The sequence below is a fragment of the Mycobacterium sp. IDUB_39 genome, assembly GCF_055419205.1.
Window position 1 is genome coordinate 492,503 of record NZ_JBVAXF010000002.1, and the last position, 23,555, is coordinate 516,057.

20 protein-coding genes are annotated in these 23,555 nt (G+C 67.3%); 9 read left to right on the top strand and 11 right to left on the bottom strand.

Annotated features, from left to right (window positions below; translation table 11 throughout):
• Positions 1 to 260 precede the first annotated feature (260 nt).
• Positions 261 to 2,585, top strand: coding sequence for a DNA helicase PcrA (pcrA, locus tag ACZY0X_RS08650; RefSeq protein WP_463769434.1), 2,325 nt, complete (start codon positions 261 to 263; stop codon positions 2,583 to 2,585).
• Here pcrA and ACZY0X_RS08655 read toward each other — a convergent pair.
• From ACZY0X_RS08655 to ACZY0X_RS08685, 7 genes are all read right to left on the bottom strand, one after another.
• Complete coding sequence (locus tag ACZY0X_RS08655; protein WP_463769436.1) at positions 2,582 to 2,986, bottom strand: 4Fe-4S dicluster domain-containing protein; 405 nt, start codon at positions 2,984 to 2,986, stop codon at positions 2,582 to 2,584. The two genes, pcrA and ACZY0X_RS08655, sit on opposite strands and share 4 nt — an antisense overlap.
• A complete protein-coding gene (locus tag ACZY0X_RS08660; protein WP_463769438.1) occupies positions 2,983 to 4,587 on the bottom strand; it encodes an FAD-binding protein in 1,605 nt (534 codons plus the stop codon). Before ACZY0X_RS08660 ends, ACZY0X_RS08655 begins: the two co-directional genes overlap by 4 nt.
• On the bottom strand, positions 4,571 to 5,305 hold the full coding sequence (locus ACZY0X_RS08665; protein WP_463769439.1) for an ABC transporter ATP-binding protein: 735 nt from the start codon (positions 5,303 to 5,305) through the stop codon (positions 4,571 to 4,573). Before ACZY0X_RS08665 ends, ACZY0X_RS08660 begins: the two co-directional genes overlap by 17 nt.
• Entirely contained in the window at positions 5,302 to 6,165 is an 864-nt protein-coding gene (locus tag ACZY0X_RS08670) for an ABC transporter permease (RefSeq protein WP_463769441.1), read from the bottom strand. The genes ACZY0X_RS08665 and ACZY0X_RS08670 overlap by 4 nt, the downstream gene beginning before the upstream one ends.
• Complete coding sequence (locus tag ACZY0X_RS08675) at positions 6,162 to 7,121, bottom strand: ABC transporter substrate-binding protein (protein WP_463769443.1); 960 nt, start codon at positions 7,119 to 7,121, stop codon at positions 6,162 to 6,164. Before ACZY0X_RS08675 ends, ACZY0X_RS08670 begins: the two co-directional genes overlap by 4 nt.
• Positions 7,122 to 7,198: 77 nt before the next feature.
• Complete coding sequence (locus ACZY0X_RS08680) at positions 7,199 to 7,801, bottom strand: hypothetical protein (protein WP_463769444.1); 603 nt, start codon at positions 7,799 to 7,801, stop codon at positions 7,199 to 7,201.
• A 4-nt stretch (positions 7,802 to 7,805) separates the two neighbouring features.
• Positions 7,806 to 8,867 (bottom strand): M23 family metallopeptidase, encoded by a 1,062-nt coding sequence (locus ACZY0X_RS08685; protein ID WP_463769446.1) that lies wholly within the window; start codon positions 8,865 to 8,867, stop codon positions 7,806 to 7,808.
• Positions 8,868 to 9,128: 261 nt separating this feature from the next.
• Here ACZY0X_RS08685 and sucC point away from each other — a divergent pair, with 261 nt between their 5' ends.
• Positions 9,129 to 10,292 carry an ADP-forming succinate--CoA ligase subunit beta gene (sucC, locus tag ACZY0X_RS08690; protein ID WP_463769448.1) on the top strand — a complete coding sequence of 388 codons (1,164 nt, stop codon included), beginning with the start codon at positions 9,129 to 9,131 and terminating at the stop codon, positions 10,290 to 10,292.
• A 16-nt stretch (positions 10,293 to 10,308) separates the two neighbouring features.
• Positions 10,309 to 11,211, top strand: a complete 903-nt coding sequence (gene sucD, locus ACZY0X_RS08695; RefSeq protein ID WP_463769450.1) for a succinate--CoA ligase subunit alpha — start codon at positions 10,309 to 10,311, stop codon at positions 11,209 to 11,211.
• An 84-nt stretch (positions 11,212 to 11,295) separates the two neighbouring features.
• On the opposite strand, the gene ACZY0X_RS08700 is transcribed toward sucD, so the two are convergent.
• On the bottom strand, positions 11,296 to 13,164 hold the full coding sequence (locus tag ACZY0X_RS08700; protein ID WP_463769451.1) for a S9 family peptidase: 1,869 nt from the start codon (positions 13,162 to 13,164) through the stop codon (positions 11,296 to 11,298).
• A 94-nt stretch (positions 13,165 to 13,258) separates the two neighbouring features.
• Complete coding sequence (locus ACZY0X_RS08705; protein WP_463769453.1) at positions 13,259 to 13,894, bottom strand: TetR/AcrR family transcriptional regulator; 636 nt, start codon at positions 13,892 to 13,894, stop codon at positions 13,259 to 13,261.
• 176 nt (positions 13,895 to 14,070) lie between these two features.
• Here ACZY0X_RS08705 and ACZY0X_RS08710 point away from each other — a divergent pair, with 176 nt between their 5' ends.
• On the top strand, positions 14,071 to 15,600 hold the full coding sequence (locus ACZY0X_RS08710; RefSeq protein ID WP_463769455.1) for an acetyl-CoA acetyltransferase: 1,530 nt from the start codon (positions 14,071 to 14,073) through the stop codon (positions 15,598 to 15,600).
• A 131-nt stretch (positions 15,601 to 15,731) separates the two neighbouring features.
• On the opposite strand, the gene ACZY0X_RS08715 is transcribed toward ACZY0X_RS08710, so the two are convergent.
• Entirely contained in the window at positions 15,732 to 16,580 is an 849-nt protein-coding gene (locus ACZY0X_RS08715; RefSeq protein ID WP_463769457.1) for an LLM class F420-dependent oxidoreductase, read from the bottom strand.
• 175 nt (positions 16,581 to 16,755) lie between these two features.
• Here ACZY0X_RS08715 and sfnG point away from each other — a divergent pair, with 175 nt between their 5' ends.
• From sfnG to purH, 5 genes are all read left to right on the top strand, one after another.
• Positions 16,756 to 17,886 carry a dimethylsulfone monooxygenase SfnG gene (gene sfnG, locus ACZY0X_RS08720; RefSeq protein WP_241403389.1) on the top strand — a complete coding sequence of 377 codons (1,131 nt, stop codon included), beginning with the start codon at positions 16,756 to 16,758 and terminating at the stop codon, positions 17,884 to 17,886.
• 111 nt (positions 17,887 to 17,997) lie between these two features.
• A complete protein-coding gene (locus tag ACZY0X_RS08725; RefSeq protein WP_463769459.1) occupies positions 17,998 to 18,924 on the top strand; it encodes a DUF5336 domain-containing protein in 927 nt (308 codons plus the stop codon).
• Between the two features lie 61 nt (positions 18,925 to 18,985).
• A complete protein-coding gene (locus tag ACZY0X_RS08730; RefSeq protein WP_463769461.1) occupies positions 18,986 to 20,518 on the top strand; it encodes a cell division protein PerM in 1,533 nt (510 codons plus the stop codon).
• A 10-nt stretch (positions 20,519 to 20,528) separates the two neighbouring features.
• Positions 20,529 to 21,158 (top strand): phosphoribosylglycinamide formyltransferase, encoded by a 630-nt coding sequence (gene purN, locus ACZY0X_RS08735; protein ID WP_463769463.1) that lies wholly within the window; start codon positions 20,529 to 20,531, stop codon positions 21,156 to 21,158.
• A complete protein-coding gene (purH, locus tag ACZY0X_RS08740; RefSeq protein ID WP_463769465.1) occupies positions 21,155 to 22,735 on the top strand; it encodes a bifunctional phosphoribosylaminoimidazolecarboxamide formyltransferase/IMP cyclohydrolase in 1,581 nt (526 codons plus the stop codon). The genes purN and purH overlap by 4 nt, the downstream gene beginning before the upstream one ends.
• Before the next feature lie 43 nt (positions 22,736 to 22,778).
• Here purH and ACZY0X_RS08745 read toward each other — a convergent pair whose 3' ends face one another.
• Positions 22,779 to 23,141 (bottom strand): hypothetical protein, encoded by a 363-nt coding sequence (locus ACZY0X_RS08745; protein WP_463769466.1) that lies wholly within the window; start codon positions 23,139 to 23,141, stop codon positions 22,779 to 22,781.
• Positions 23,142 to 23,555 lie beyond the last annotated feature (414 nt).

Below are 23,555 nucleotides of genomic sequence, written 5' to 3' on the forward strand. Positions count from 1 at the left end.
GCCCCGGATCCGGAAGCGGACCGCGGGGCTCTGGGAAGTAGCTAGACCACGGACACCGGTTGCCGGTGTCCATAAAAAAACCGTCCCTGCAGATCGAGCACAGATCGAGTGTGCCACCAACAGCGGCGTCGGCGCAAAGACATCGCAGCGCCCGCCCGGGTGACATCGCAGGGCCCGCCCTGGTGACCGGCATGGCTCGGCGTGATGACCGGCACGGCTCGGCGCAAACTGTCCCTGTACAGCGGTAAGTTCAAGGGGATATGTCGATCGCCACCGAAACCGACCAGTTGCTCGACGGGCTGAACCCGCAACAGCGCCAGGCGGTGCTCCACGAGGGAACACCGCTGCTCATTGTCGCCGGAGCAGGGTCGGGTAAAACCGCCGTGCTGACCCGCCGCATTGCCTACCTGCTCGCGGCGCGCGACGTCGGTGTCGGGCAGGTGCTGGCCATCACGTTCACCAACAAGGCCGCCGCCGAGATGCGTGAGCGTGTCGTCGACCTGATCGGCCCCCGCGCGCGGTCCATGTGGGTGTCGACGTTTCACTCCACCTGCGTGCGAATCCTGCGGAACCAGGCGTCGTTGCTGCCGGGTCTGAACTCCAACTTCTCGATCTATGACGCGGACGACTCACGGCGCCTGCTGATGATGATCGCCAAGGACATGGGCCTGGACACCAAGCGGTACTCACCGCGGCTGCTGTCCAACTCGATCTCCAACCTCAAGAACGAGCTGATCGACCCCGACCGCGCGGCCGCCGAGCTCACCGAGACCAGTGACGACCTGACCCGCGTCGTCGCCGAGGTGTTCTCCGAGTACCAGCGTCGGCTGCGCGCCGCCAACGCGCTGGACTTCGATGATCTGATCGGGGAGACGGTCGCCGTCCTGCAGGCATTCCCGCAGATCGCGCAGTACTACCGCAGGCGCTTCCGGCACATCCTGGTCGACGAGTACCAGGACACCAACCACGCGCAGTACATGCTGGTGCGCGAACTGGTCGGCCACCCCGACCCCGGCTCGGCCGAGGCCGGTGACGTGCCACCAGGGGAACTGTGCGTGGTGGGTGACGCCGACCAGTCGATCTACGCGTTCCGCGGCGCCACCATCCGCAATATCGAGGACTTCGAGCGCGACTACCCGAACGCGACAACCATTCTGCTGGAACAGAATTACCGTTCCACGCAGAATATCCTGTCGGCCGCCAACTCCGTCATCTCGCGCAATGCGGGTCGTCGTGAGAAGCGCCTGTGGACTGATGCCGGTGAGGGCGAACTCATCGTCGGCTATGTCGCCGACAACGAGCACGACGAGGCCAGGTTCGTCGCCGAGGAGATCGACGCGCTCGCCGACCGCGGCGAGATCACCTACAACGACGTCGCGGTGTTCTACCGCACCAACAACAGCTCGCGCGCGCTGGAGGACGTCTTCATCCGTGCCGGCATTCCCTACAAGGTTGTTGGCGGCGTTCGCTTCTACGAGCGCAAGGAGATCCGCGACGTCGTGGCGTATCTGCGCGTGCTCGACAACCCCGGTGACGCGGTGAGCATGCGCCGCATCCTCAACACCCCGCGCCGCGGCATCGGTGACCGTGCCGAGGCGTGCGTCGCGGTGCACGCCGAGAACACCGGCGCCAACTTCAACGATGCCCTGCAGGAGGCCGCCGCGGGCCGAGTCCCGTTGCTGAACACGCGCTCGGAGAAGGCCATTGCCAGCTTCGTGAAGATGCTGGACGAGCTGCGCGGCCTACTCGACGGCGAGCTGGGGGATCTGGTCGAGGCCGTGCTGGACCGCACCGGCTATCGACGCGAACTCGAAACATCCAATGACCCACAGGATCTGGCGCGACTGGACAACCTCAACGAGCTGGTCAGCGTCGCGCACGAGTTCAGCATCGACATGACCAACGCCGCCGCCCTGCGCGAGGAGGAGGGCGAACCCGCCGACGAGGACGTCCCCGACACCGGCATGCTGGCGCAGTTCCTGGAGCGGGTGTCGTTGGTGGCCGACGCCGACGGGATTCCCGAACACGGCTCGGGTGTGGTGACGATGATGACCCTGCACACCGCCAAGGGCCTGGAGTTCCCCGTCGTGTTCGTGATCGGCTGGGAGGACGGCATGTTCCCGCACATGCGGGCGCTCGGCGATCCGACCGAACTGTCCGAGGAGCGGCGGCTGGCCTACGTCGGGATCACCCGCGCGCGCCAACGGCTGCATCTGAGCCGGGCCAAGGTGCGCTCGTCGTGGGGGCAGCCGATGCTCAACCCGGAATCGCGGTTCCTGCGCGAGATCCCGCAGGAACTCATCGACTGGCGCCGCGTCGACACCCCGCAATCGTTCAGCGCTCCGGTCAGTGGCGCAGGCAGGTTCGGCGGCTCCGCCCGCCCGGCGCCCGGACGCCCCGGCGGTGCTCGCAACAAGCCACTGATATCGCTGGAGCCCGGTGACCGGGTCACCCATGACAAGTACGGGCTGGGCCGGGTCGAAGAGGTTGCCGGTGTCGGCGAGTCCGCGATGTCGCTCATCGACTTCGGCAGTGCGGGCCGCGTCAAGCTCATGCACAATCACGCGCCCATCCAGAAGCTCTAATCCGGGTGGTTCCAGGGCCGATCGGCCAGCACAGCGGGAACTGGAAGTTGCGACTCTGCTAGCGGCGGCACCGCGGTCAGGGCCGGGTTCTGGTCGCGGCGGGCACCCGCGGTGCGGCCCTGGCCCCAGCCGATCATCTCGCGGTAGCCGCCAAGTAGTCGGGTCTGCGTGACGGCCCGCTCGTCGGCGTGCGGGCTGTCCGCCCCGACCGGCACTGAGATGGGGGAGACGTACAACGCGTCGGCGGGGCAGTAGGCCTCACACATGAAACACGTCTGACAGTCCGACTGTCGAGCGATCACCGGCACCCCGTCCGCCCCCCGATCGAAAACGTCGGTGGGGCAAACCTTCACGCAGATGTCGCACGCGATGCACGCGGTTGCGCTGACGATCTCGATCATGCCGCGGATCCCGAGGAGATGAGTTGTGGTGCCACGGGATCCGGCCGTGTCCAGACCTCGTCCAGGCCGCCCACCAGGATTCGGTGGTCGTAGCGGTGGTCGCGTTCGGGCAGGTCCTCGCGGCGGTGCAGGCCGCGGCTCTCGGCCCGGGCCAGTGACGACGCCGTGATCCACCTGGCCGCGGCGACCAACGCGATGGCCTGGCGCGGTTTGTATGAATCCCGATCCGCCACCGGCGCAAGCCCATCGGCGACGTCGCGCCACAACGCTTCCAGTGCGACCGCGGACTCGGCCAGCCGCGCCTCCGATTTCAGATAGCTGCGCAACGGCGGCAGCACGTGCGCCTGCGCCGCGCTGACCACCTCCTCGACGGTCGGTGCGCCGTCGGGTCCGGGGCGGGCGCCCAATCGCGGCGTCGTGGTGGCGGCCCCGGTGGGGTGGGCCCGGCCGCGGCTGAACTGTGCTGCCCCCCGGCCGGCGAACGTGCCGGAGGCTATGGCCCACGAACCGTTGCGGCTGCCGCCGCCGCTGAGGGAGCCGGTGATCAGTTCGCGGGTCGCCGCGTCGCCAGCAGCGAACAGTCCGGGAACCGTTGTCGCACAGTCTGGTCCGGTCAGTCGTAGGCCGCCGGTGCCGCGGACGGATCCCTCGTGGACCATCCGAATCGGGTAGGCGGTGACGAACGGGTCGATACCGGCCTTGTCGAGTGGCAGGAAGTAGTTGGGCTGGGCGTCACGCATGGTCTGCCGGATATGGGCGGGCGCGCGGTCCAGTCGGGCGAACACCCGCTCGCCGTGGGCCAGCGCGCGTTGGGCGTCGAGGCGCCCGCCCAGCCCGCGCTCGGTGGGAAACGGCTGCCCGTGTTCGTCATAGAAGCTGCCCCACTGCAGCATCCGGCCCTTGGTGTGCACACCCCACTCCGGGGCCAGCGCGTATGCGCCGGAGAACTCCATGCCGGACAGGTCGGCGCCCAGTTCGGCGGCCATGAGCAGCCCGTCGCCGGTGTCCACGTTGGTGCCGAAGGTGCCGGACAGGAAGGCGGTGCCGCCGGTGGCCAGCACCACGGCCCCCGCCGCGATCCGCCACGGGCGCCCGCCATCCTGGCGGGCAATACCCCTGGCGCCGTTGACGATCCCGTCGGCGTCGGTGGTGAGCTCGAGGGCCGGGTGGTGGTCGAGGATGCGAACTCCGCTGCGGTGCGCCTTGCGCCGCATGCGCCGCATGTACTCGGGACCCTGCAGGCTGCTGCGCATGGGTTCCCCGTTGGCCCCGACGGGGAACGGATAACCCCACTGTGCCAGCTGCTCGATCCGGTCCCAGGAGGCGGTCAGCACCCGAAACATCCAGTCGGAGTCGGTGAGTCCTCCCGCGGCCACCTCGCGCTCGCGTATCGATTCCTCGCGGCGCGGGCCCGGAGCGATCAACCACAGGTTGTTGCCGCCCGCGGCGGTCGCTCCGCTGGTACCGCAATAGCCCTTGTCCACCAGGGTGACCCGGCTCCCGCTCTCCGCCGCGGAAATGGCCGCCCATGCCGCGGCCGGGCCGCCGCCGACGACCAGCACATCGGTTGACTGCTCATCGAGATCATTGGGATCGGTCATGGCCGACCTCCTCCGCTACCCCCAGTTCGGCAAGCAGGGTGCGGCGCAACGGGTCGAATCCGCTGTCACCGCGGCTGCGGGGAAATGGCAGATTCACCCGCCGATCGAGGGACACACGCCCACCGGAGAGCACCACCACCCGGTCCGCGAGCAGGATGGCCTCGTCGACGTCGTGGGTGACGTGCAGGACCGCCATGTGCCGCCGCGACCACAGCTCGTGAAGTAGGCGATACATCTTGAGCCGAGTCAGTGCGTCAAGCGCGCCGAACGGTTCATCGAGCAGCAGCAGATCGGGCTCGCGCACCAGGGCCCTGGCCAGGGAGACGCGTTGTGCCTCACCGCCAGAGAGGGACAGCGGCCAGGCCTGCTCCTTGTCGGCCAGGCCCACCTCGGCCAGCGCCGCGCGCCCGCGGGCTGCGCGGCTGGGCGCATCGGGCCCGGCGTCGGGCAGTGCGAAGGTGACGTTGGCCAGCGCGCGACGCCAGGGCAGCAGCCGCGGGTTCTGGAAGACGACGGCCCGCGAGCGGGGGACCACCACCGATCCGCTCACCTGATCGTCGAGCCCGGCCAGCGCGCGCAGCAGCGTGCTCTTGCCGGATCCCGAGCGGCCCAGCATCGCCACGAACTCACCGTCGGCGATGTCGAGTTCGAGGTCGTCGAGAACCTGTTGGGGCCCGAACGCGCGCCGGAGCCCGCGGACCGTGACGACAGAACTCATGCCACGCCGTCGAAGCCGTTGCGCCAGGAGAGCAGCAGCCGCTCAAGGACCCGCACCAGCGCGTAGGACAACAGGCCCGCGACTGCGTAGATGACGATGACCAGCAGGGAGATGTCGAACTGCAGGTTGGTCTGTGCGCGGGACATCAGGTAGCCGATGCCCTGGGTGGTGTTGATCATCTCCGCGAATATCAGACTGAGCCACGCGCTGGAGAGGCCCAGGCGCAGACCGACGAGGAAGTTCGGCATCGCGCCGGGCAGGATCACGTGGGTGATCAGGGTCCAGTGACCGGCCTTCAGCGTCTGTGCCATCTCGACCAGTTGGCGGTCAACGCCGCGGATCCCGGAGTAGGTGTTGATGTAGATCGCGATCGCGACCCCGGTGGTGATGAGCACGACCTTGGGTCCCTCGCCGATACCCATCCAGATGATGAGCAGCGGTGTGAGCGCGAAATTCGGTACCGCCTTGAGGATTTGCATCGTCCAGTCGAGGAGATCCTCTCCCGTGCGGGTCAGCCCGGCGGCGATCGCGAGCAGCACGCCGATCAGGATGCCCAGGACGGTACCGGTCACCACGCGGGTGGCCGATGCCCCGACGTGGGTGGCGAGCTGGCCGTCGCCGAGCAGTCGCCATGCGGTGGCGGCGACCTGCGTGGGTGGTGGGAACAGATCGGGGTTGAGCAGATCAGTGGCCGAGCCGACGGCCCACGCCGTCAGGATCAGAGCGGGACCCACCATTCGGCGCACCGGACGCGGAATGCGCTCCCACACCCCCTTCCGGACACGCTGCCCGGCGACGACCTCAATCAGGTCGGGGCCGGGTGGCGCCGTGCCCGCCGTGACGATGGCCGCGGTGGTCACGGCTTGGCGCCGATCCACTCGGTAATCGAGTACTCGTTGTCGAACGAGCCGTCGGCGTTGAGGAAGTCGTAGGCGTCCTGCAGTTGGTCAACGCCGACCTGGGGGAACGGCTCTGTATTGAATTCCGCTGCCTGAGTTGACCTCTGCACGTACTCGAACTTGGTGCCGTCGGTTTCGGCGACCCACCGCAGATAGGCGTCGAAGTTCTCGTTGATATCACGGTTGACGGCGGTGACCGCTCGCTGCCAGGCATCGCGGAGGTCGGGGTGCGCCTCGGTGAATGACGTCAGGGTGATGTTGGTCCCGGTGCTCCCCATGCCGTGCCGCGAGAGACTGTCGATGATCGGGTAGCCCTTCTCCTGCAGTTCCACCGAACTCGCGCCGCTCACGATCGTCGCGTCGATCTGCCCCGAACTCAGTCCGGCTATGGACTCCGGTGTCGGCACATCCCTGACCTCGATCTGGCCGGTGAGCCCCGCCGCTTCGATGAGCTGGCGCGCGGTACGGTCGCGGATCGTCCCCTGCGGGGCGGTGACGCTCTTGCCGACGAGTTCCCTGATGTCAGTGGGGCCACCCCTCGCGCCGATCAACTGGAGGTCGCTGTTCACCGAATCAAGCGCCAGGAGAACGACGTCGGGATTGCGGCTGCGTGCCCGCAAAGCTGGATTGTCGCCGACTGCGGCAACGTCGACGGCGCCGGCGAACAAGGCCGAGACGGCGTCGCCGCCTGACTGGAAGAAGGAGTACTCGATCTTGTCGACACCCGCGGCCTTCAGCTGATCGGCGAGGATGCCCTGTCGGTCACCCCAGCCCAGCGAGCCGGCCGGCGTCCCAGTCACCGACGTCGCACCGATGCGCAGGGTGTAGCCGCCCGAACTGTTGTCATCGCTGCTGCAGGCGACGGCCGATGCGGCGATTACCGATACCAGGGCGACGCGAACTAGACGGCTGAGCATGAGGCTCAGTACAAGCGATTCACAGTGTCAGGTCGATCGTTATTCTCACGTTGACCGGAACGGCACTGGCTCGGGTGCTACCGGCACCAACGCCCGGTCGCGGGTAGGGCGGCCATCACGATGCTGGCCAGCGGCAGGACCGGGATGGCGTACACCACCGGGGGCAGGCTGGCGCCCGCCACGAACAGGCCCGCGAAGATCATCAGCGCGACAACCGCCCCGACACCGATAAGCAGCCTGCCGATGCGCCGGCGCAGCAGCAGAGAGATCAGGCCGCCGATGGTGGCCGCTGCCGACACTGCGGTGAGGAAACCGATTGCCACGCAGAATAACTCGTCGCTCCGCCACCAGTTGGTGATGAGCGACGTGGCGATGACGGCCGTGGCCCAGCCGCTGATGATCGAGACCGTCGCCGTCGCTGACGCCGCTACCGGGCTCGGCCGCGGACGGTGCACGCGTCCGACGGCGGCGGGGGTGGGGCGGGGGATGTAGCTGGTCTCGGTTTCCTCGGGAGCCGGGGCGATGATGGTCACGTCGGCGAGCGCGGGGAATCCGCCGGTGGGGTGGCGGCGAATGATGCTGGTTTGAGGTTCCGGCATGCGGGGCGTCGGCTCCCCGAGGACGCCCGGTTGCCGCCGGATGATGCGGGTTCGGTCAGATGAGGGTCCGTCTGAGGACACCCGATCAGCCTACGTAACCACCGGTGCTCAGGCCACGTTGCGCCAGCCACGGCACCGGGTCGATGCGGTTGGTGCCGCCGGCGAGAACCTCGAAGTGCAGGTGCGGGCCCGTGGAGTTGCCGCGGTTGCCCATGGTGGCGATCTGGTCGCCTGCCATGACCCGTTCGCCCTTGCTGACGAGCCAGGTGTTCAGGTGGCCGTACAGCGTGACCGTGCCATCGGAGTGGCGCAGCTTCACCCAGGCGCCGTAGCCGGCCGTGGGGCCGGAGTCGATGACGATGCCGTCGGAGGCGGCCAGGACCGGGGTGCCGATCGAGTTCGCGATGTCGATGCCGCCGTGCAGCACACCCCAGCGGTAGCCGAAGCCCGACGTCCACACGCCCTTGGTCGGCATCACGAACATCGGCCGGACCAGACGCGCCTCACGCTCGGCGCGCTCCTGCGCGAACGCGGCGCCGTTGGCGAGTTCCTCGCTGTGCAGGGCGGCGCTCGCGGCCGGGGCGACCGTGACGATCTGCATGCCGTCGACGGAACCGGTGATGGTGCCGCCGTCGACGAACGCCGCCTGGCCGGCAGCGAGCATGTTCTCCGACGGATCGGGGTCGGTGGCGTTGACCATCGAGTACGCGGCTGCCGCGGTGGCGCCTGCGGCCATCGCGGCGGCTACCAGACGGCCCTTGACGGCGCCGCCGTCGAGCTTGCGGTGCTGGCCGCGGCGCGACGACATGTCGATGATGTCGGTCGGTGCGCTGCCATCGCTGGTGTCGGTGTTGCTCTCGCGGTAGGCGCGTGATGCGCGGCGCTCACTACCGGGTGCGGGGCGGAACTCGTTCGGCACGACGAGCCGCAGTGGGACGAGATCGTCGGTGTCGTGCATGTCGTCGAGCTCGGGTGCGTGGATGACGCGGGACTCGCGATCGAACGCTGAGCTGTTGGAGAAGGTGAGGTCATCGCCCAGATCGGCGAGATCGCCGAACTCGTTGAACGGGATGATGTCGGTAATGGCGGCGTCGAAGGCACTCGTCTTGCCCCCTTGCGGAGATCTGGACGAACTGTGCTCAGCCAACCTAAAAGTCCTTTGTGCCGTAACCATACCGTTATCTAGACCCCAGGCACGTTAACCAAAATCCAATGTTGGTGGCAACCCATGCATTGATTCCGGCTCGGATTGTGAGTTGTATCACTTCAGAGCCTCGGTGAGATCGGCCACATGAATGGTGCGGGATGCCGGAGCCGCCGGTGCGTGTGGATAAAGTTCCCTCCGAGCCAAATCGGGCCAGACCTTCCTATTCAACACAATCGTCAACGCAGACAAGGCAGTGAGCCAATGGATCTCTTCGAATATCAGGCGAAGGAACTGTTCGCCAAGCACAACGTACCGACCACGCCCGGCCGGGTGACCACCACCGCCGAGGACGCCAAGGCCATCGCCGAGGAAATCGGCAAGCCTGTCATGGTCAAGGCGCAGGTCAAGGTTGGTGGACGCGGCAAGGCCGGCGGTGTGAAGTACGCGGCCACCCCCGATGACGCATTCACCCACGCGCAGAACATTCTCGGCCTCGACATCAAGGGCCACGTCGTCAAGAAGCTTCTCGTCGCCGAGGCCAGTGACATCGCCGAGGAGTACTACATCTCCTTCCTGCTCGACCGCTCCAACCGCACCTACCTGGCCATGTGCTCGGTCGAGGGCGGCATGGAGATCGAAGAGGTCGCAGCGACCAAGCCTGAGCGGCTCGCCAAGGTCCCCGTCGACGCCGTCAAGGGTGTCGACCTGGCCACCGCACGTTCGATCGCCGAGCAGGGCCACCTGCCCGCCGAGGTGCTCGACGCCGCAGCGGTGACCATCCAGAAGCTGTGGGAGGTCTTCGTCGGCGAGGACGCCACGCTGGTTGAGGTCAACCCGTTGGTGCGCACGCCCGACGATCAGATCCTGGCGCTGGACGGCAAGGTCACCCTCGACGCCAACGCGGACTTCCGTCAGCCCGGCCACGCGGAGTTCGAGGACAAGGACGCCACAGATCCCCTCGAACTCAAGGCCAAGGAGAACGACCTCAACTACGTCAAGCTCGACGGCGAGGTCGGCATCATCGGCAACGGTGCGGGTCTGGTCATGTCGACCCTCGACGTCGTCGCCTACGCCGGCGAGCGCCACGGTGGGGTCAAGCCCGCCAACTTCCTCGACATCGGTGGCGGCGCCTCGGCCGAGGTGATGGCCGCGGGTCTCGACGTCATCCTGAATGACAGCCAGGTCAAGAGCGTGTTCGTCAACGTGTTCGGCGGCATCACCGCGTGTGACGCGGTCGCCAACGGCATCGTCGGCGCGCTGAAGACGCTGGGCGACGAGGCGAACAAGCCGCTGGTCGTGCGTCTCGACGGCAACAACGTCGAAGAGGGCCGCCGCATCCTGGCCGAGGCCAACCACCCCCTGGTCATCCAGGCCGAGACCATGGACGCCGGCGCCGACAAGGCCGCCGAGCTGGCCAACAAGTAAAGGGAGCCAACAACACATGTCTATCTTCCTGAACAAGGACAGCAAGGTCATCGTCCAGGGCATCACCGGCGGCGAGGGCACCAAGCACACCGCGCTGATGCTCAAGGCCGGCACCCAGGTCGTCGGCGGCGTGAACGCCCGCAAGGCCGGCACCAAGGTGTCCCACAAGGACAAGGACGGCAACGACATCGAGCTGCCGGTGTTCGGCAGCGTCGCCGAGGCGATGAAGGAGACCGGCGCCGACGTGTCGATCGCCTTCGTGCCGCCGGCGTTCTCCAAGGACGCGATCATCGAGGCCATCGACGCCGAGATCCCGCTGCTGGTCGTCATCACCGAGGGAATTCCGGTGCAGGACAGCGCCTATGCGTGGGCCTACAACGTCGACAAGGGCGAGAAGACCCGCATCATCGGGCCCAACTGCCCCGGCATCATCACGCCCGGTGAGTCGCTGGTCGGCATCACGCCCAACAACATCACCGGCAAGGGCCCGATCGGTCTGGTGTCGAAGTCGGGCACGCTGACCTACCAGATGATGTACGAGCTGCGCGATCTCGGCTTCTCCACCGCCATCGGCATCGGCGGCGACCCGGTCATCGGCACCACCCACATCGACGCCATCGCGGCGTTCGAGAAGGATCCCGAGACCAAGCTCATCGTGATGATCGGCGAGATCGGCGGCGACGCCGAGGAGAAGGCCGCCGACTACATCAAGGCCAACGTGACCAAGCCGGTCGTCGGCTACGTCGCGGGCTTCACCGCTCCGGAGGGCAAGACCATGGGCCACGCCGGCGCCATCGTGTCCGACGGCGCGGGCACCGCCGCGGGCAAGCAGGAGGCCCTGGAGGCCGCGGGCGTCAAGGTCGGCAAGACGCCGTCCGAGACCGCCGCCAAGGCGCGCGAGATCCTCGAGAGCCTGTAAGCAGCACCCGCGAGTTCTCCCGCGAGCAGACACAAAACTGCCCCTTTCCGCTCGGAAAGGGGCAGTTTTGTGTCTGCTCGGCAGTTAGATGCGTCCGCCCAGGTGCTGGGCGAGGAATCGCTCGACGGCGTGGTACATGTCAATCTGGTTGTCCGGGTTGAGGAATCCGTGCCCCTCGTCCTCCTTGACCATGTACTCGACCTCGACCCCGCGGGCGCGCAGTGCCGCCACCAGGTTGTCCGACTCGGCCTGCACGACGCGGGAGTCGTTGGCTCCCTGGACCACCAGGAGCGGCGTGCGGATCTGATCCACGCGGGTAATCGGTGAGCGGGCCAGCATGTCGGCCTCCTGCGCGGGGTCGTTGGGATTGCCCACGTAGAGGTGCCAGTTGTTGGCCAGGAACGGGCGGGCCACATTCGGCAGTGTGCGCATGAAGTTGGCCAGACTGGAGATGCCGACGTAGTCGATGGCAGCGGCGAACACATCGGGTGTGAAGGTCACGCCGACCAGCGACGCGTAACCGCCGTAGGAGCCGCCGAAGATCGCCACCTTGTCGCGGTCGGCGTAGCCCTGCTTGACGGCCCAGTCGACGGCGTCGATCAGGTCGTCGTGCATCTTGCCGGCGAACTCACCGATGGCCGCCTTGACGAAGGCCTTGCCGTAGCCGGTCGATCCGCGGAAGTTGACCTGTAGCACCGCGTAACCGCGATTGGCGAGCATCTGCACATCGGGTTGGAAGCCCCAGCAGTCACGTGCCCATGGGCCGCCATGCACCAGAAGAACCAGCGGCAGATTGACCGGGTCGACCCCGATCGGCAGCGTCAGATAGGCGTGCAGGTCAAGCCCGTCGCGTGAGGTGATGGTGGCGGGCGTCATCGGGGCCAGGGCCTCTGGGTCCAGATGCGGATACGGCCGGAACAGTAGTCGGCTCTCGCCTGTCGAGTGGTCGTAGAGATAGGTGGCATACGGATCACGGTCGTGGGTGAAGTTGACCACCCAGCGTCGCTCGGCCTCGTCGGAGGACAGCGCGGCGAGGTCGCCGTCCGAAAGCCCCGTCAGCTTGTCCAGTACGGCAGCGAAATTCGGGTCCAGTGCATGGATCACCTGACGTTCCCCGTAGTAACGGGCGCCTATCAGTTCGCCGGTCCTCTCGCTGAGGATGAACGGGTTGGGGAGGACCATCTGCGCCGCGAGATCGAACGTCGGGTGGCTGTCCACCTCGGTCTCTGCGCCGGTGGCCACATCCACCCGGACCAGCCGGGTCCGATCAGTGCCCTCATTCGATCCGAGCCAGATGCCTGTGCCGTCCGGGGTTATGACGACCGGGAAGATACCCAGCGGGTAGTCGGCGCCCTGATAGACCTTGACCGGGCGCAATGTCGCTGTGGCCGAGTCCCACTGGGATATCTCGACATCGCCTTCGGCAGTCAGCGTATTGGTGAAGAGATCACCATTGGGGGCGGTGAGCCAGCCGACGACGGTGCCGGGGTTCTGTGCGATCAGCGTGAGTTCGCCTGTGGCGATGTCGAGTTCGTAGGCGTCGAGCAGTTCGGGGTTGCGGTTGTTGATCTGCACGATCGCCTTTCCGGGCAGACCCCTGGGCAGGTCGAAACTCGCCCTGGCACCCGGAAACGGAGTCAGGTCCACCGCAGCGGCATCCGGATCGTCCAGATCGACGCGGTACACGTGCCAGTTCTCGTCACCGCCGCTGTCCTGCATGTAGAGCATCCATCGCGGGTCGTCGGTCCAGTGATAGATGTAGACGCTGCGGGTCTCATCGGCGGTCACGCACCGTGGGGCCTCATCGGTGTCGAGGTTCTGTACCCAGATGTTGAGGCGGTTCTTCCACGGTGCCAGGTAGGCGATCCTGGTGCCATCCGGTGAGATCGTCGCGCCCGTCTGCACAGGTGGGCTGAAGAGCTCCTCGACACTGATGATCTCGGGTAGCGGCATGACAGTCCTCTCGGGTTGAAGGCGAACACGTCCGACGGGCCGACTGTTGCGGGCTCGTGAGTTGTATTCAGTTGGCGGTGGTTGGTGTGTCTGGTCAGCGATTCACCGGCCCGCCGAGGCGGCCGTTGGTCGCCTCGCGAATGGCACGGTCGATGAGCGCCAACGCCTCGGCCTGGCTCACGACCGTCCCGTCGACGATGACCGCTCGACTGACGTCCTCGTCGATGACACGGAACGCCCCGGTGACCGCGGCGGCGCAGAGGCGGACCGTGAGGTGGTCCTCGGGCAGGTGCAAGCGTTCGGCGATCACGGGGATGAAGCCGCGCTCCATTCGGTCATGGACCATCAGGTAGGCGGTGCGCAGCGCGGGCTCCTCTGCCGTCATGGTGGCGAGTCGCAACCCCCGGACCTCGTCCTTGATGTCGCCCGGTGAGAGCGGGTGGGCAATGCTGTCCGCGGCGAGGTGATCCGCCAGTGACAGGTCGTGCGGCCACCGATGCAATGTCGCGATGAACCGATCGGCCGACTGCGCGAGCACCGGCTCCACACAGCTCTCCTTGGTCCTGAAGTAGCGCCAGATCGTTCGTGTCGAGAGCCCCGCGGCCGCCGCGATGTCGTCCCCGCTGGTCGCGGACACGCCGTGCTCCCAGAACAAATCGGCAGCGTGCCTGGAAACGGCGAGCCGCGCCTCGGCCTGCTTCTCGTTGTGCGCTTCGTCGATGAACACCACCTCCAGATCGTGTCACTTAGTGACAGGATCCACTGTGTCACTAAGTGACATGGCCGTCAAGGGAGCGGTCTCGGCGAATGGCCGCAGGCGGTGGTGTTGAAACGGCCTGACCTCCATTTGGAGCGGCAGGTGCCGTCGATTAGCGTGACGAACTAACAGTTGCCAGGAGGTCTGTAATGCCGGTCGACCCTCGTACCCCCGTCCTCGTCGGCGTCGGGCAGTTCACCGAGCGCATCGACGCCCCGGACTACCGGGGAATGTCGGCGGTGGAGCTGGCGACGGCCGCGGCCAGGGCTGCCATCGAGGACACCGGCGTCGAGGCGGCCAAGGTGGCCAACGCCGTCGAACTCGTCTTCGCGCTGCGCCAGTTCGAGATCTCCGGCCCGATGCCCGCGACCCTGGGCAAGTCGAACAACTACCCGCGGTCGGTGATGAACCGCCTGGGTGCTGACCCGGCCCGTGTGGTGCTCGAGCCGGTCGGCGGGCAGAGCCCGCAGAAGCTCGTCACCGAGGCCGGCAACGCGATCTTCTCCGGTGCCGCCGACGTCGCGATGATCATCGGGTCCGAGCCGGGGTCCACGGCGCGCTACTTCGCCAATCGGGACGACAAGCCGGACTTCACCGAGCACGTCGAGGGTCAACTCGAAGACCGTGGCCACCAGATCTACAGCTACATCGACGATTACACGGTGCAGCACGGCCTGACAGGGGCGGCGGTGCAGTACGGCCTGCTCGACAACGCCCGCCGCGCCCGCCTCGGGCTCGGCGTGGACGCCTACCGCAAGCAGATGGCCGAGCTGTTCGCGCCGATGTCGAAAGTTGCTGCCAATAACCCATTCTCGTCATCGCCAGTGGAACGCTCGGTGGATGAGATTGTCACCGTCACCGACGACAACCGGATGATCTGCGATCCGTACCCGCGACTGCTGGTGGCGCGTGACACGGTGAACCAGGGTGCGGCGGCGGTCATGATGTCTGTCGAAGCGGCCCGCAGAATCGGTGTGCCCGAGGATAAGTGGGTGTACCTGCACGGGCACTCCGACCTGATTGAGCAGCCGCTGCTGGACCGCGTCGATCTCGGCGCAGGCCCCGCCACAGTGCTGGCGGCGCAGGAGGCGTTGCGGGTGGCCGGGATTGGCGTCGACGATATCGCGACGTTCGACCTGTACAGCTGCTTCCCGTTCCCGGTCTTCGTCATCTGCGAGGCGCTCGGGCTCGACGCCGATGATCCGCGGGGGTTGACCCTCACCGGGGGACTGCCCTACTTCGGCGGCCCGGGCAACAGCTACTCGCTGCACGGTATCGCCGAGACGGTCAACCAGATGCGAGGCAACCCAGGCGCATTCGGACTCGTCGGCGCCAACGGCGGCATCATGAGCAAGTACTCGATCGGCATCTACTCCACCGATCCCGTCGAATGGCGCACCGACCGCAGCGAGGAGCTCAAGGAGGAGATCGCCGCGCTGCCCAAGGTCGAGGTGACCAAGGAGCCCGACGGGTCCGCGACGATCGAGACCTACTCGGTGCGCTATGACTGGCCGATCCGGACCGGCATCATCGTCGGCAGGCTGGATGCCGACGGCACGCGGTTCATGGCCACCACCGACGATGAGGACCTGGTCGCGCTGATGTCGGACGGCGAACCGCTCGGTGCGGCGATCAGCGTGTGGCACACCGAGCACGGCAACCGCGCGACACTGGCCTAGCGCGATAGGCGGTCACATGCGCCGAGACTGAGTCGATCACACCGCGAGATCGACGCCATGGTCGTTCCCGGCAAGCAGTCACGACCCTAGCGTCGATTTCGGCGCGAGCGCCGAACCCCACCGCCAACGCGTCAGGCGAACGCCGCGAGCTTGCCTGCGAGCCTCTCGACATATGCCGCGACCTCGGCGTCGGGCTTGTCAGGCAGGCCGAACAGCACCTCGGTGACGCCGAGATCGGCCCAGCGCGCCAGCTTGTCGGGGTCGGGCTTGAAGTCCAGTGCCACGATCTGCGGGGCGCCGTCGCGGCCGGCGGCGGCCCAGGTGTCCTGCAGCAGCTTGACCGGCGCGTCGATGTCGAAGTCGCGCGGCGTCGTGATCCAGCCGTCGGCAGACTTCGCGATCCACTTGAAGTTCTTCTCGGTGCCCGCGGCGCCGACGAGGACCGGGATGTGCGACTGAACCGGCTTTGGCCACGCCCAGCTCGGACCGAACTTCACGAATTCGCCGTCGAACTCGGCCTCCTCCTGAGTCCACAGCGCCCGCATCGCCTCGATGTACTCGCGAAGCATGGTGCGACGCCGGCCCGGGGGCACGTTGTGATCGGCGAGTTCATCGGTGTTCCAACCGAATCCGACGCCGAGGCTGACCCGGCCGCCGGACAGGTGGTCGAGTGTGGCGATCGACTTGGCCAGCGTGATCGGGTCGTGCTCCACCGGCAGCGCCACCGCCGTCGACAGCCGCACCTTCGAGGTGACCGCCGCGGCCCCGCCGAGGCTGACCCACGGGTCCAGGGTGCGCATATAGCGGTCGTCGGGCAGCGTCTCGTCACCCGTCGTCGGGTGCGCGGCCTGGCGCTTGATCGGGATGTGGGTGTGCTCGGGCACGTAGAACGTCGTGAAGTTGTGATCGTCGGCGAGCTTGGCGGCAGCCGCCGGAGTGATGCCGCGATCGCTGGTGAAGAGAACGAGCCCGTAGTCCATGACCAGAATTAGAACGTGTTTCAGTCGCTGAGCGCAAGGCCGGGCCCAGGTGAGGCCGCACGGTGGCACTCCGAACCTGGACACAATGTGGCTCGCGTGCCGGGGGTCGAGGCGTTCGGTTCACGTCGATCGATACCCGTGACCGGGCTGCGCACCCTCGCTGGGATGAGGAGGTATGACGACCGAACGCATCGCCGACCACGTCAAGTTCGCCTACTGGGTGCCCAACGTCAGCGGCGGACTGGTGACCAGCGATATCGAACAGCGCACCGACTGGAATTACGACTACAACAAGAAGCTGGCGCAGACCGCGGAGGACAACGGCTTCGAGTACGCGCTGAGCCAAGTCCGCTACGAGGCCAGCTACGGCGCCGAGTACCAGCACGAGTCGACCAGCTTCTCCCTGGCGCTGCTGCTGGCCACGCAACGGCTCAAGGTCATCGCAGCAGTGCACCCCGGCCTGTGGCAGCCGGCCGTGCTGGCCAAGCTGGGCGCCACCGCCGACCACCTGAGCAATGGGCGGTTCGCCGTGAACGTCGTGTCCGGCTGGTTCAAGGACGAGTTCACCCACCTCGGCGAGCCTTGGCTCGAGCATGACGAGCGCTACCGCCGCAGCGCGGAATTCCTCCAGGTGCTGCGCAAGATCTGGACCGAGGACGACGTGGACTTCCGTGGCGACTTCTACCGAATCCACGACTTCACGCTGAAGCCCAAGCCGCTCAACACACCGCAACGGCCCAACCCGGAGATCTTCCAGGGCGGCAATTCAACGGCGGCCCGCCGCAACGGTGGCCGCTACTCCGACTGGTACTTCTCCAACGGCAAGGACTTTGCGGGTATTACCGAGCAGGTGGTCGAGGTCCGTGACCACGCCCGTGACGCCGGGCGTGAGGTCAAATTCGGGCTCAACGGCTTCATCATCGCCCGCGACACAGAACGAGAAGCCAAGGACGTCCTGCGCGAGATCATCGACAAGGCCAACCGGCCCGCGGTGGAGGGGTTCCGCGGCGCCGTGCAACAGGCAGGCAACTCGACCGGCGACAAGAAGGGCATGTGGGCCGACTCCACGTTCGAGGACCTCGTTCAGTACAACGACGGGTTCCGTACCCAGCTGATCGGCACGCCAGAACAGGTGGCCGAGCGCATTGCGGCGTACCGCAAGCGGGGCGTCGATCTGATCCTCGGCGGCTTCCTGCACTTTCAGGAGGAGATCGAGTACTTCGGCGCCAATGTGTTGCCGCTGGTCCGTGAAATCGAGACATCCGAGGCGAATTCGCGAGACGAGCCGGTGCTGGTGACCGCCTGATCGGCGGTGTTTGCTCTGCGTTGCGGACGAGGTAGGTGACGCGCTGGACGTCGGGTCATCGACAGGGGCGTGCGCTAGCGTGGTCAAAGAATCGCAAGTACAGGAGAGGTCATGACCTACCCGCCCAATAGCCCCGGATATCAGTCCGCACAGCCGACGACTCAGTTCGCGGCGCCAACCCAGCAGCTCGGCAGGGCCCCGGAACCCGCAGCCTCGGAGCCCAGCTCGCTGCCGATGTACCTGAATATCGCCGTAGCCGTCTTCGGCATCGCCGTCTATCTGGCGAACTTCGGCCCGCTTTTCACGATCAGCAACTCCGACTTCCCGCAGCTCGGTACCGCGAGCGGCAGCACCACCGAGCTGGGTCTGGCCGTCGTGGCCGCTCTGCTGGCTGGACTGGTCGCCGGTGTGGCACTGCTCCCCAAGCAGAAGGCCCTGGACGCCTGGGTGGCCATCATCTCGGTGCTGGCGTTCCTGGTGATCGTGGCTGAAGTCCTGAGTGCGCCGGCCGAGGTCACCATCGGATGGGGCCTCTACGTGGTCGCCGCCTTCTCATTCCTGCAGGCCGGTGCCGCCATCGCGAACCTTCTCCTGAACGCGGGCGTGATCACCGCACCCGAGCCCAAGCCGCGGTATGAGCAGCCTCAGGGCTACGGCCAGTACCAGCCGCAGTACTACGGGCAGCAGGGTGGCCAGCAGCAGGGTGGCCAGCACGGTGCCCCGCAGCACGGTGGCCAGCATCAGGCCCCGCAGCAGCGGCCGGGTTACCCGCAGCAGTACGGCGGCTACGCCGGTGGCTCGTCGACCGGTGGCTTCCCGGCTCCCGGCCAGCAGAGTGGGCAGCAGCCCGGTGGGCATCAGTCGGGGCCTCCGACGCCTCCGACCGGTTTCCCCGCGTACGGCCAGCCGCAGCCTCCTGGCAGCTCGGCCGACACCGGACCGCAGGGCACGGTGCAGGCTCCGCAGCACCAGGCACAGCAGCCGACACAACAGTCGCAGCCACCGGCTTCGCAGCAAGCCAGTCCTCCGACGTCGTAGTCTCTAGCGGCGCGCATCCGATCCGCGCGCGCACCTGCCTGCGCGAGGAGAGACCCGTCTAGTGGACAACCGGCCAGTCGGCACCCGTCAGGCCCGCGACCTTCTCAGGGTCGCGTTCGGGCCGTCGGTCACCGCGCTGGTGATCATCGCGGCTGTGGTGTTGTTACAGCTGTTGATCGCGAACAGCGATATGACCGGCGCGTTCGGTGCCATCGCGAGCATGTGGTTAGGCGTGCACCAGGTGCCGGTCTCGATCGGTGGTCGGGTCCTCGGCGTCATGCCGCTGCTCCCGCTGCTCGCGATGGTGTGGGGGACCGCCCGTACGACGGCTGCCGCGGTGTCTCGGGGCTCCTCCTGGTTCGTCATCCGGTGGGTGGTTGCGTCGGCGATCGGCGGCCCGCTACTCATGACCGCTATCGCCCTTGCGGTCATTCACGATGCGTCGTCGGTGCTCGTCGAGCTTCAGACCCCGAGCGCGTTGCGCGCCTTCGGCGGTGTGCTGGCCGTTCACTTCGCGGGCGCCCTGATCGGCGTCGGGTTGCGGGTCGGGCGGCGCATCACGGTTCTGCCGTGGGTGCCCGACTGGTTGCCTGATGCCGGCCGCGCAGCCGCTGCGGGCGTACTGGCGCTGTGCGGTCTGTCCGGCGTCATCGCGGCCGGGTCGCTCGTCGTGCACTGGGGGACCATGCACGAGCTGTTCGCAATCACCGACTCGGTGTTCGGACAACTGAGCCTCATGCTCCTGTCGGTGCTCTACATCCCGAACGTCATCGTCGGCACCGCTGCCGTCGTCGTCGGATCCAGCGCGCACATCGGGCTGGCCACGTTCAGTTCGTTCACGGTGCTCGGCGGCGACATCCCCGCGGTGCCGGTGCTGGCTGCCGCGCCGACACCCCCGTTGGGACCGATCTGGGTCGCTTTGCTGATCGTCGCGGCGGCATCGGCGGTCGCGGTCGGCCAGCAGTGCGCGCGGCGCCCGGTGCCGCTGCCCACGGCGGCCGCGAAGCTCGTGGTGGCGTCGCTGTTGGCGGCCGCGGTGATGGTGGTTCTGGCGTACGCGGGCAGTGGCCGGCTGGGCAACTTCGGCGACGTCGGTGTGGACCAGGCGACGTTCGGGCCCGCGATCGTGTTGTGGTTCGTCGCCATCGGCGGCCTGACCGTCGCGATGACCGGCGGCATCTCGCAGCTGCGCCGGCCGAGGCCGGTCGCCGCTGCGATGGCCCCGCCTGTGCCGACGGCGCCCACTGCCGATGTCGACCCGGAGCCCGAGCCCGAGTTCGACCCCGAGCTGGAGCCGGAGTTAGAACCCGTCTTCGACGTCGACCTCGAGCCGGACTCCGAGGTATTCCCGCAGGTCGAGGCTGAGCCGGAGTTCGAGGTGTTCCCACCGGTCGAGGCCGAGCCGATCTCAGAACCCCGCCGCCACCCGCCGATCCCGCTGCCCGACTACCCGCGCGCCGAGCCGCGTGCAGTCCGGGCGCCGCGGCCCGATGACTTCGACGACGACCCCGAGGCGCACTTCTTCACCGACGACGATGCGGCCATCGACTGGCCGGGGACCTCCAGCGACGAGAACCGGCGAGGGGCCGATTAGGCTGCATCGCGTGCAGCCACCGCTTCATGTGCCCCCCAGCGCGCCCGCGCGCCTGGTCGTGCTGGCATCGGGAACCGGATCGCTGCTCGAGTCGCTGCTGGCCGCCACCGTGGGTGACTACCCAGGGCGCGTGGTCGCGGTGGGTACCGACCGGGACTGTCGCGCGTTGGAGATCGCCGCCGCAGCGTCAATACCCGGCTACACCGTCCGGCTCGGCGATCACCCCGACCGTGCCAGCTGGGACGCGGCGATCACGGCGGCCACCGCGGAGCACCAGCCGGACCTGGTGGTGTCAGCGGGATTCATGAAGATTCTTGGGCCGGAGTTTCTTTCGAGGTTCAGCGGCCGCGTCGTCAACACGCATCCCGCGTTGCTACCAGCCTTTCCCGGCGCGCACGCGGTGCCCGACGCCCTGGCCTACGGTGTCAGGGTGACTGGCTGCAGCGTGCACCTGGTCGACGCGGGTGTGGACACCGGCCCGATCCTGGCGCAGGAGGCGGTGCCGGTTCTTGACGGTGACGACGAGGCCAGTCTGCACGAGCGGATCAAGGTCGTCGAACGACGGTTGTTGGTGGATGTACTCGCGGCGATGGCAACACGCGGCGTGATCTGGACGGGACGAAAGGCGGCCTTGGGATGACTGACGCGAACGAGGGCCGGCGCCCGATCCGGCGGGCACTGATCAGTGTCTACGACAAGACGGGTCTGGCCGAGCTGGCACGCGGTCTGCACGACGCCGGTGTGGCGATCGTGTCCACCGGATCGACCGCGAAAACGATTGCGGCCAGCGGTGTCCCGGTGACACCGGTCGAGGAGGTAACCGGTTTCCCCGAGGTGCTCGACGGCCGGGTCAAGACGCTGCATCCCCGCGTGCACGCCGGACTGCTCGCCGACACCCGCAAGCCCGAGCATCTCGCGGCGCTGGCCGAGCTCGGGGTTGAGGCCTTTGAACTCGTCGTGGTGAACCTGTACCCATTCAGCGAGACCGTCGCCTCCGGTGCCGCCGAGGACGAGTGCGTCGAGCAGATCGACATCGGTGGACCGTCGATGGTGCGCGCCGCGGCCAAGAATCACCCGAGCGTCGCCGTGGTCGTGGAACCCATCGGCTATGACGGTGTTCTCGCGGCCGTGCGCTCCGGTGGATTCACACTCAGTGAGCGGAAGCGCCTGGCGTCGTTGGCTTTCCGGCACACCGCTGAGTACGACGTGGCGGTCGCGAGCTGGATGGGGTCGACGCTGGCGCCGGAGAACGTCGAGGTGCCCGGCACGTTGCCGCAGTGGTACGCCGGCACCTGGCGCCGCACCGCGGTGCTGCGCTACGGCGAGAATCCCCACCAGCAGGCCGCGCTGTACGTCGACGACGCCGGCTGGCCGGGACTGGCGCAGGCCGAGCAGTTGCACGGCAAGGAGATGTCCTACAACAACTACACCGACGCTGACGCAGCGTGGCGGGCCGCGTTCGACCACGAGGACATCTGCGTGGCGATCATCAAGCACGCCAATCCGTGTGGCATCGCGGTGTCCTCGGTGTCGGTCGCCGATGCGCACCGCAAGGCCCACGAATGCGATCCGCTTAGCGCCTTCGGCGGCGTGATCGCCTCTAACACCGCGGTCAGTGTCGAGATGGCAGAGACGGTGGCCGATATCTTCACCGAGGTGATCATCGCGCCGGCCTACGAGGACGGAGCGGTCGAGATTCTGGCCCGCAAGAAGAACATTCGCGTTCTTGTCGCCTCTGAGCCGCAGGCGGCCGGGACTGAGTTCCGCCAGGTCAGCGGTGGCCTGCTGGTGCAGCAGCGGGATGCGCTCGACGCGGCGGGCGACGATTCGGCCAACTGGACGTTGGCCACTGGCGAGCCCGCCGACCCGGCGACGCTGGCGGACCTGGTCTTCGCCTGGCGTGCCTGCCGCGCGGTGAAGTCCAACGCGATCGTCGTCGCATCGAACGGTGCGACGGTCGGCGTCGGCATGGGTCAGGTCAACCGGGTCGACGCGGCCCGACTGGCCGTCGAGCGGGGCGGCGACCGGGTGGCGGGCGGCGTCGCGGCCTCAGACGCCTTCTTCCCGTTCCCCGACGGTCTGGAGACCCTCACCGCCGCGGGTGTGAAGGCGATCGTGCACCCGGGTGGGTCAATGCGCGATGACGTCGTCACCGAGGCCGCGGCCGCGGCGGGTATCTCGCTGTATTTGACCGGCGCGCGCCACTTCGCGCACTGATCTCCTCAGAGCTCGCGACTAGGCGAGCGCGGCTGAGCTGGCGCTAGCCCATGTGACTCCAGGCACCGCCGGCCATGCCCCGCAAGAAGGCGCCGCCGCCCTCACCCCGCGAGAACGCGCCGCCGGCCTTTCCTGTCGCGTAGCCGCCGCCCGCCTCGCCTCTCGAGAAGGCGCCGCCTGCGGTGCCGTTCGCGTAGCCGCCGCCGCCCCTGCCGTTCGGCTCGATGAATCCGAACCCGGGGATGGTGCACTCCGGAATGCCGAAGCAGCTCGGATTTGGCTCGTTGTCGCCTGGCGCCGCGCTCGCCAACCCCGTCGGTGCTCCGAACACGAGCGCGCCGCTTGCCGCCAGTCCACCGAGTGCCAATAGCAGCCGCCGCGAGGTTCTCCTGAACTTGCCCGTCATGTCGTCCCCTTCGTGCGTGCCCCAGCGCCTCGGCTGGATGGTCTATGGAATTGCCCCTTGACTGTTCCTGATACCCAAAGTACGCCGCCAGCACACCTGTAGCGAAGATCACTGGCTCGCGGTGGCTCGCGCTGATAGCTGGCTACTTGCGTGCTCAAAAATATGATGTTCGGCAAGTATTCGCGATTGCAAGCTTCGTCGGAGTCGATGATTTGAGTGGCGCAGATGCGCGAAGGCTTGAAGTTCAGCAAACTATGGAGAATCGGCGGTCTTCATCGCTTCGAGATTTGCCGAGTGCTTCCGCGCCGTGCCGTGACGCGTTGGCGGTGTCGGCAGATCGGGGCCGCCGAGGCGATCCCACGACGTGGCGGCGGTGTTCGCTCTCAGGGGGAAGCGGTGCCGCTGTCGCCGAGC

Bases quoted from the DNA above. Each gene is read 5' to 3' on its own strand.
- pcrA (WP_463769434.1), top strand. From the start codon at position 261: ATGTCGATCGCCACCGAAACCGACCAGTTGCTCGACGGGCTGAACCCG.
- ACZY0X_RS08655 (WP_463769436.1), bottom strand. From the start codon at position 2,986: ATGATCGAGATCGTCAGCGCAACCGCGTGCATCGCGTGCGACATCTGC.
- ACZY0X_RS08660 (WP_463769438.1), bottom strand. From the start codon at position 4,587: ATGACCGATCCCAATGATCTCGATGAGCAGTCAACCGATGTGCTGGTC.
- ACZY0X_RS08665 (WP_463769439.1), bottom strand. From the start codon at position 5,305: ATGAGTTCTGTCGTCACGGTCCGCGGGCTCCGGCGCGCGTTCGGGCCC.
- ACZY0X_RS08675 (WP_463769443.1), bottom strand. From the start codon at position 7,121: ATGCTCAGCCGTCTAGTTCGCGTCGCCCTGGTATCGGTAATCGCCGCA.
- sucC (WP_463769448.1), top strand. From the start codon at position 9,129: ATGGATCTCTTCGAATATCAGGCGAAGGAACTGTTCGCCAAGCACAAC.
- sucD (WP_463769450.1), top strand. From the start codon at position 10,309: ATGTCTATCTTCCTGAACAAGGACAGCAAGGTCATCGTCCAGGGCATC.
- ACZY0X_RS08700 (WP_463769451.1), bottom strand. From the start codon at position 13,164: ATGCCGCTACCCGAGATCATCAGTGTCGAGGAGCTCTTCAGCCCACCT.
- ACZY0X_RS08710 (WP_463769455.1), top strand. From the start codon at position 14,071: ATGCCGGTCGACCCTCGTACCCCCGTCCTCGTCGGCGTCGGGCAGTTC.
- ACZY0X_RS08715 (WP_463769457.1), bottom strand. From the start codon at position 16,580: ATGGACTACGGGCTCGTTCTCTTCACCAGCGATCGCGGCATCACTCCG.
- sfnG (WP_241403389.1), top strand. From the start codon at position 16,756: ATGACGACCGAACGCATCGCCGACCACGTCAAGTTCGCCTACTGGGTG.
- ACZY0X_RS08725 (WP_463769459.1), top strand. From the start codon at position 17,998: ATGACCTACCCGCCCAATAGCCCCGGATATCAGTCCGCACAGCCGACG.
- purH (WP_463769465.1), top strand. From the start codon at position 21,155: ATGACTGACGCGAACGAGGGCCGGCGCCCGATCCGGCGGGCACTGATC.
- ACZY0X_RS08745 (WP_463769466.1), bottom strand. From the start codon at position 23,141: ATGACGGGCAAGTTCAGGAGAACCTCGCGGCGGCTGCTATTGGCACTC.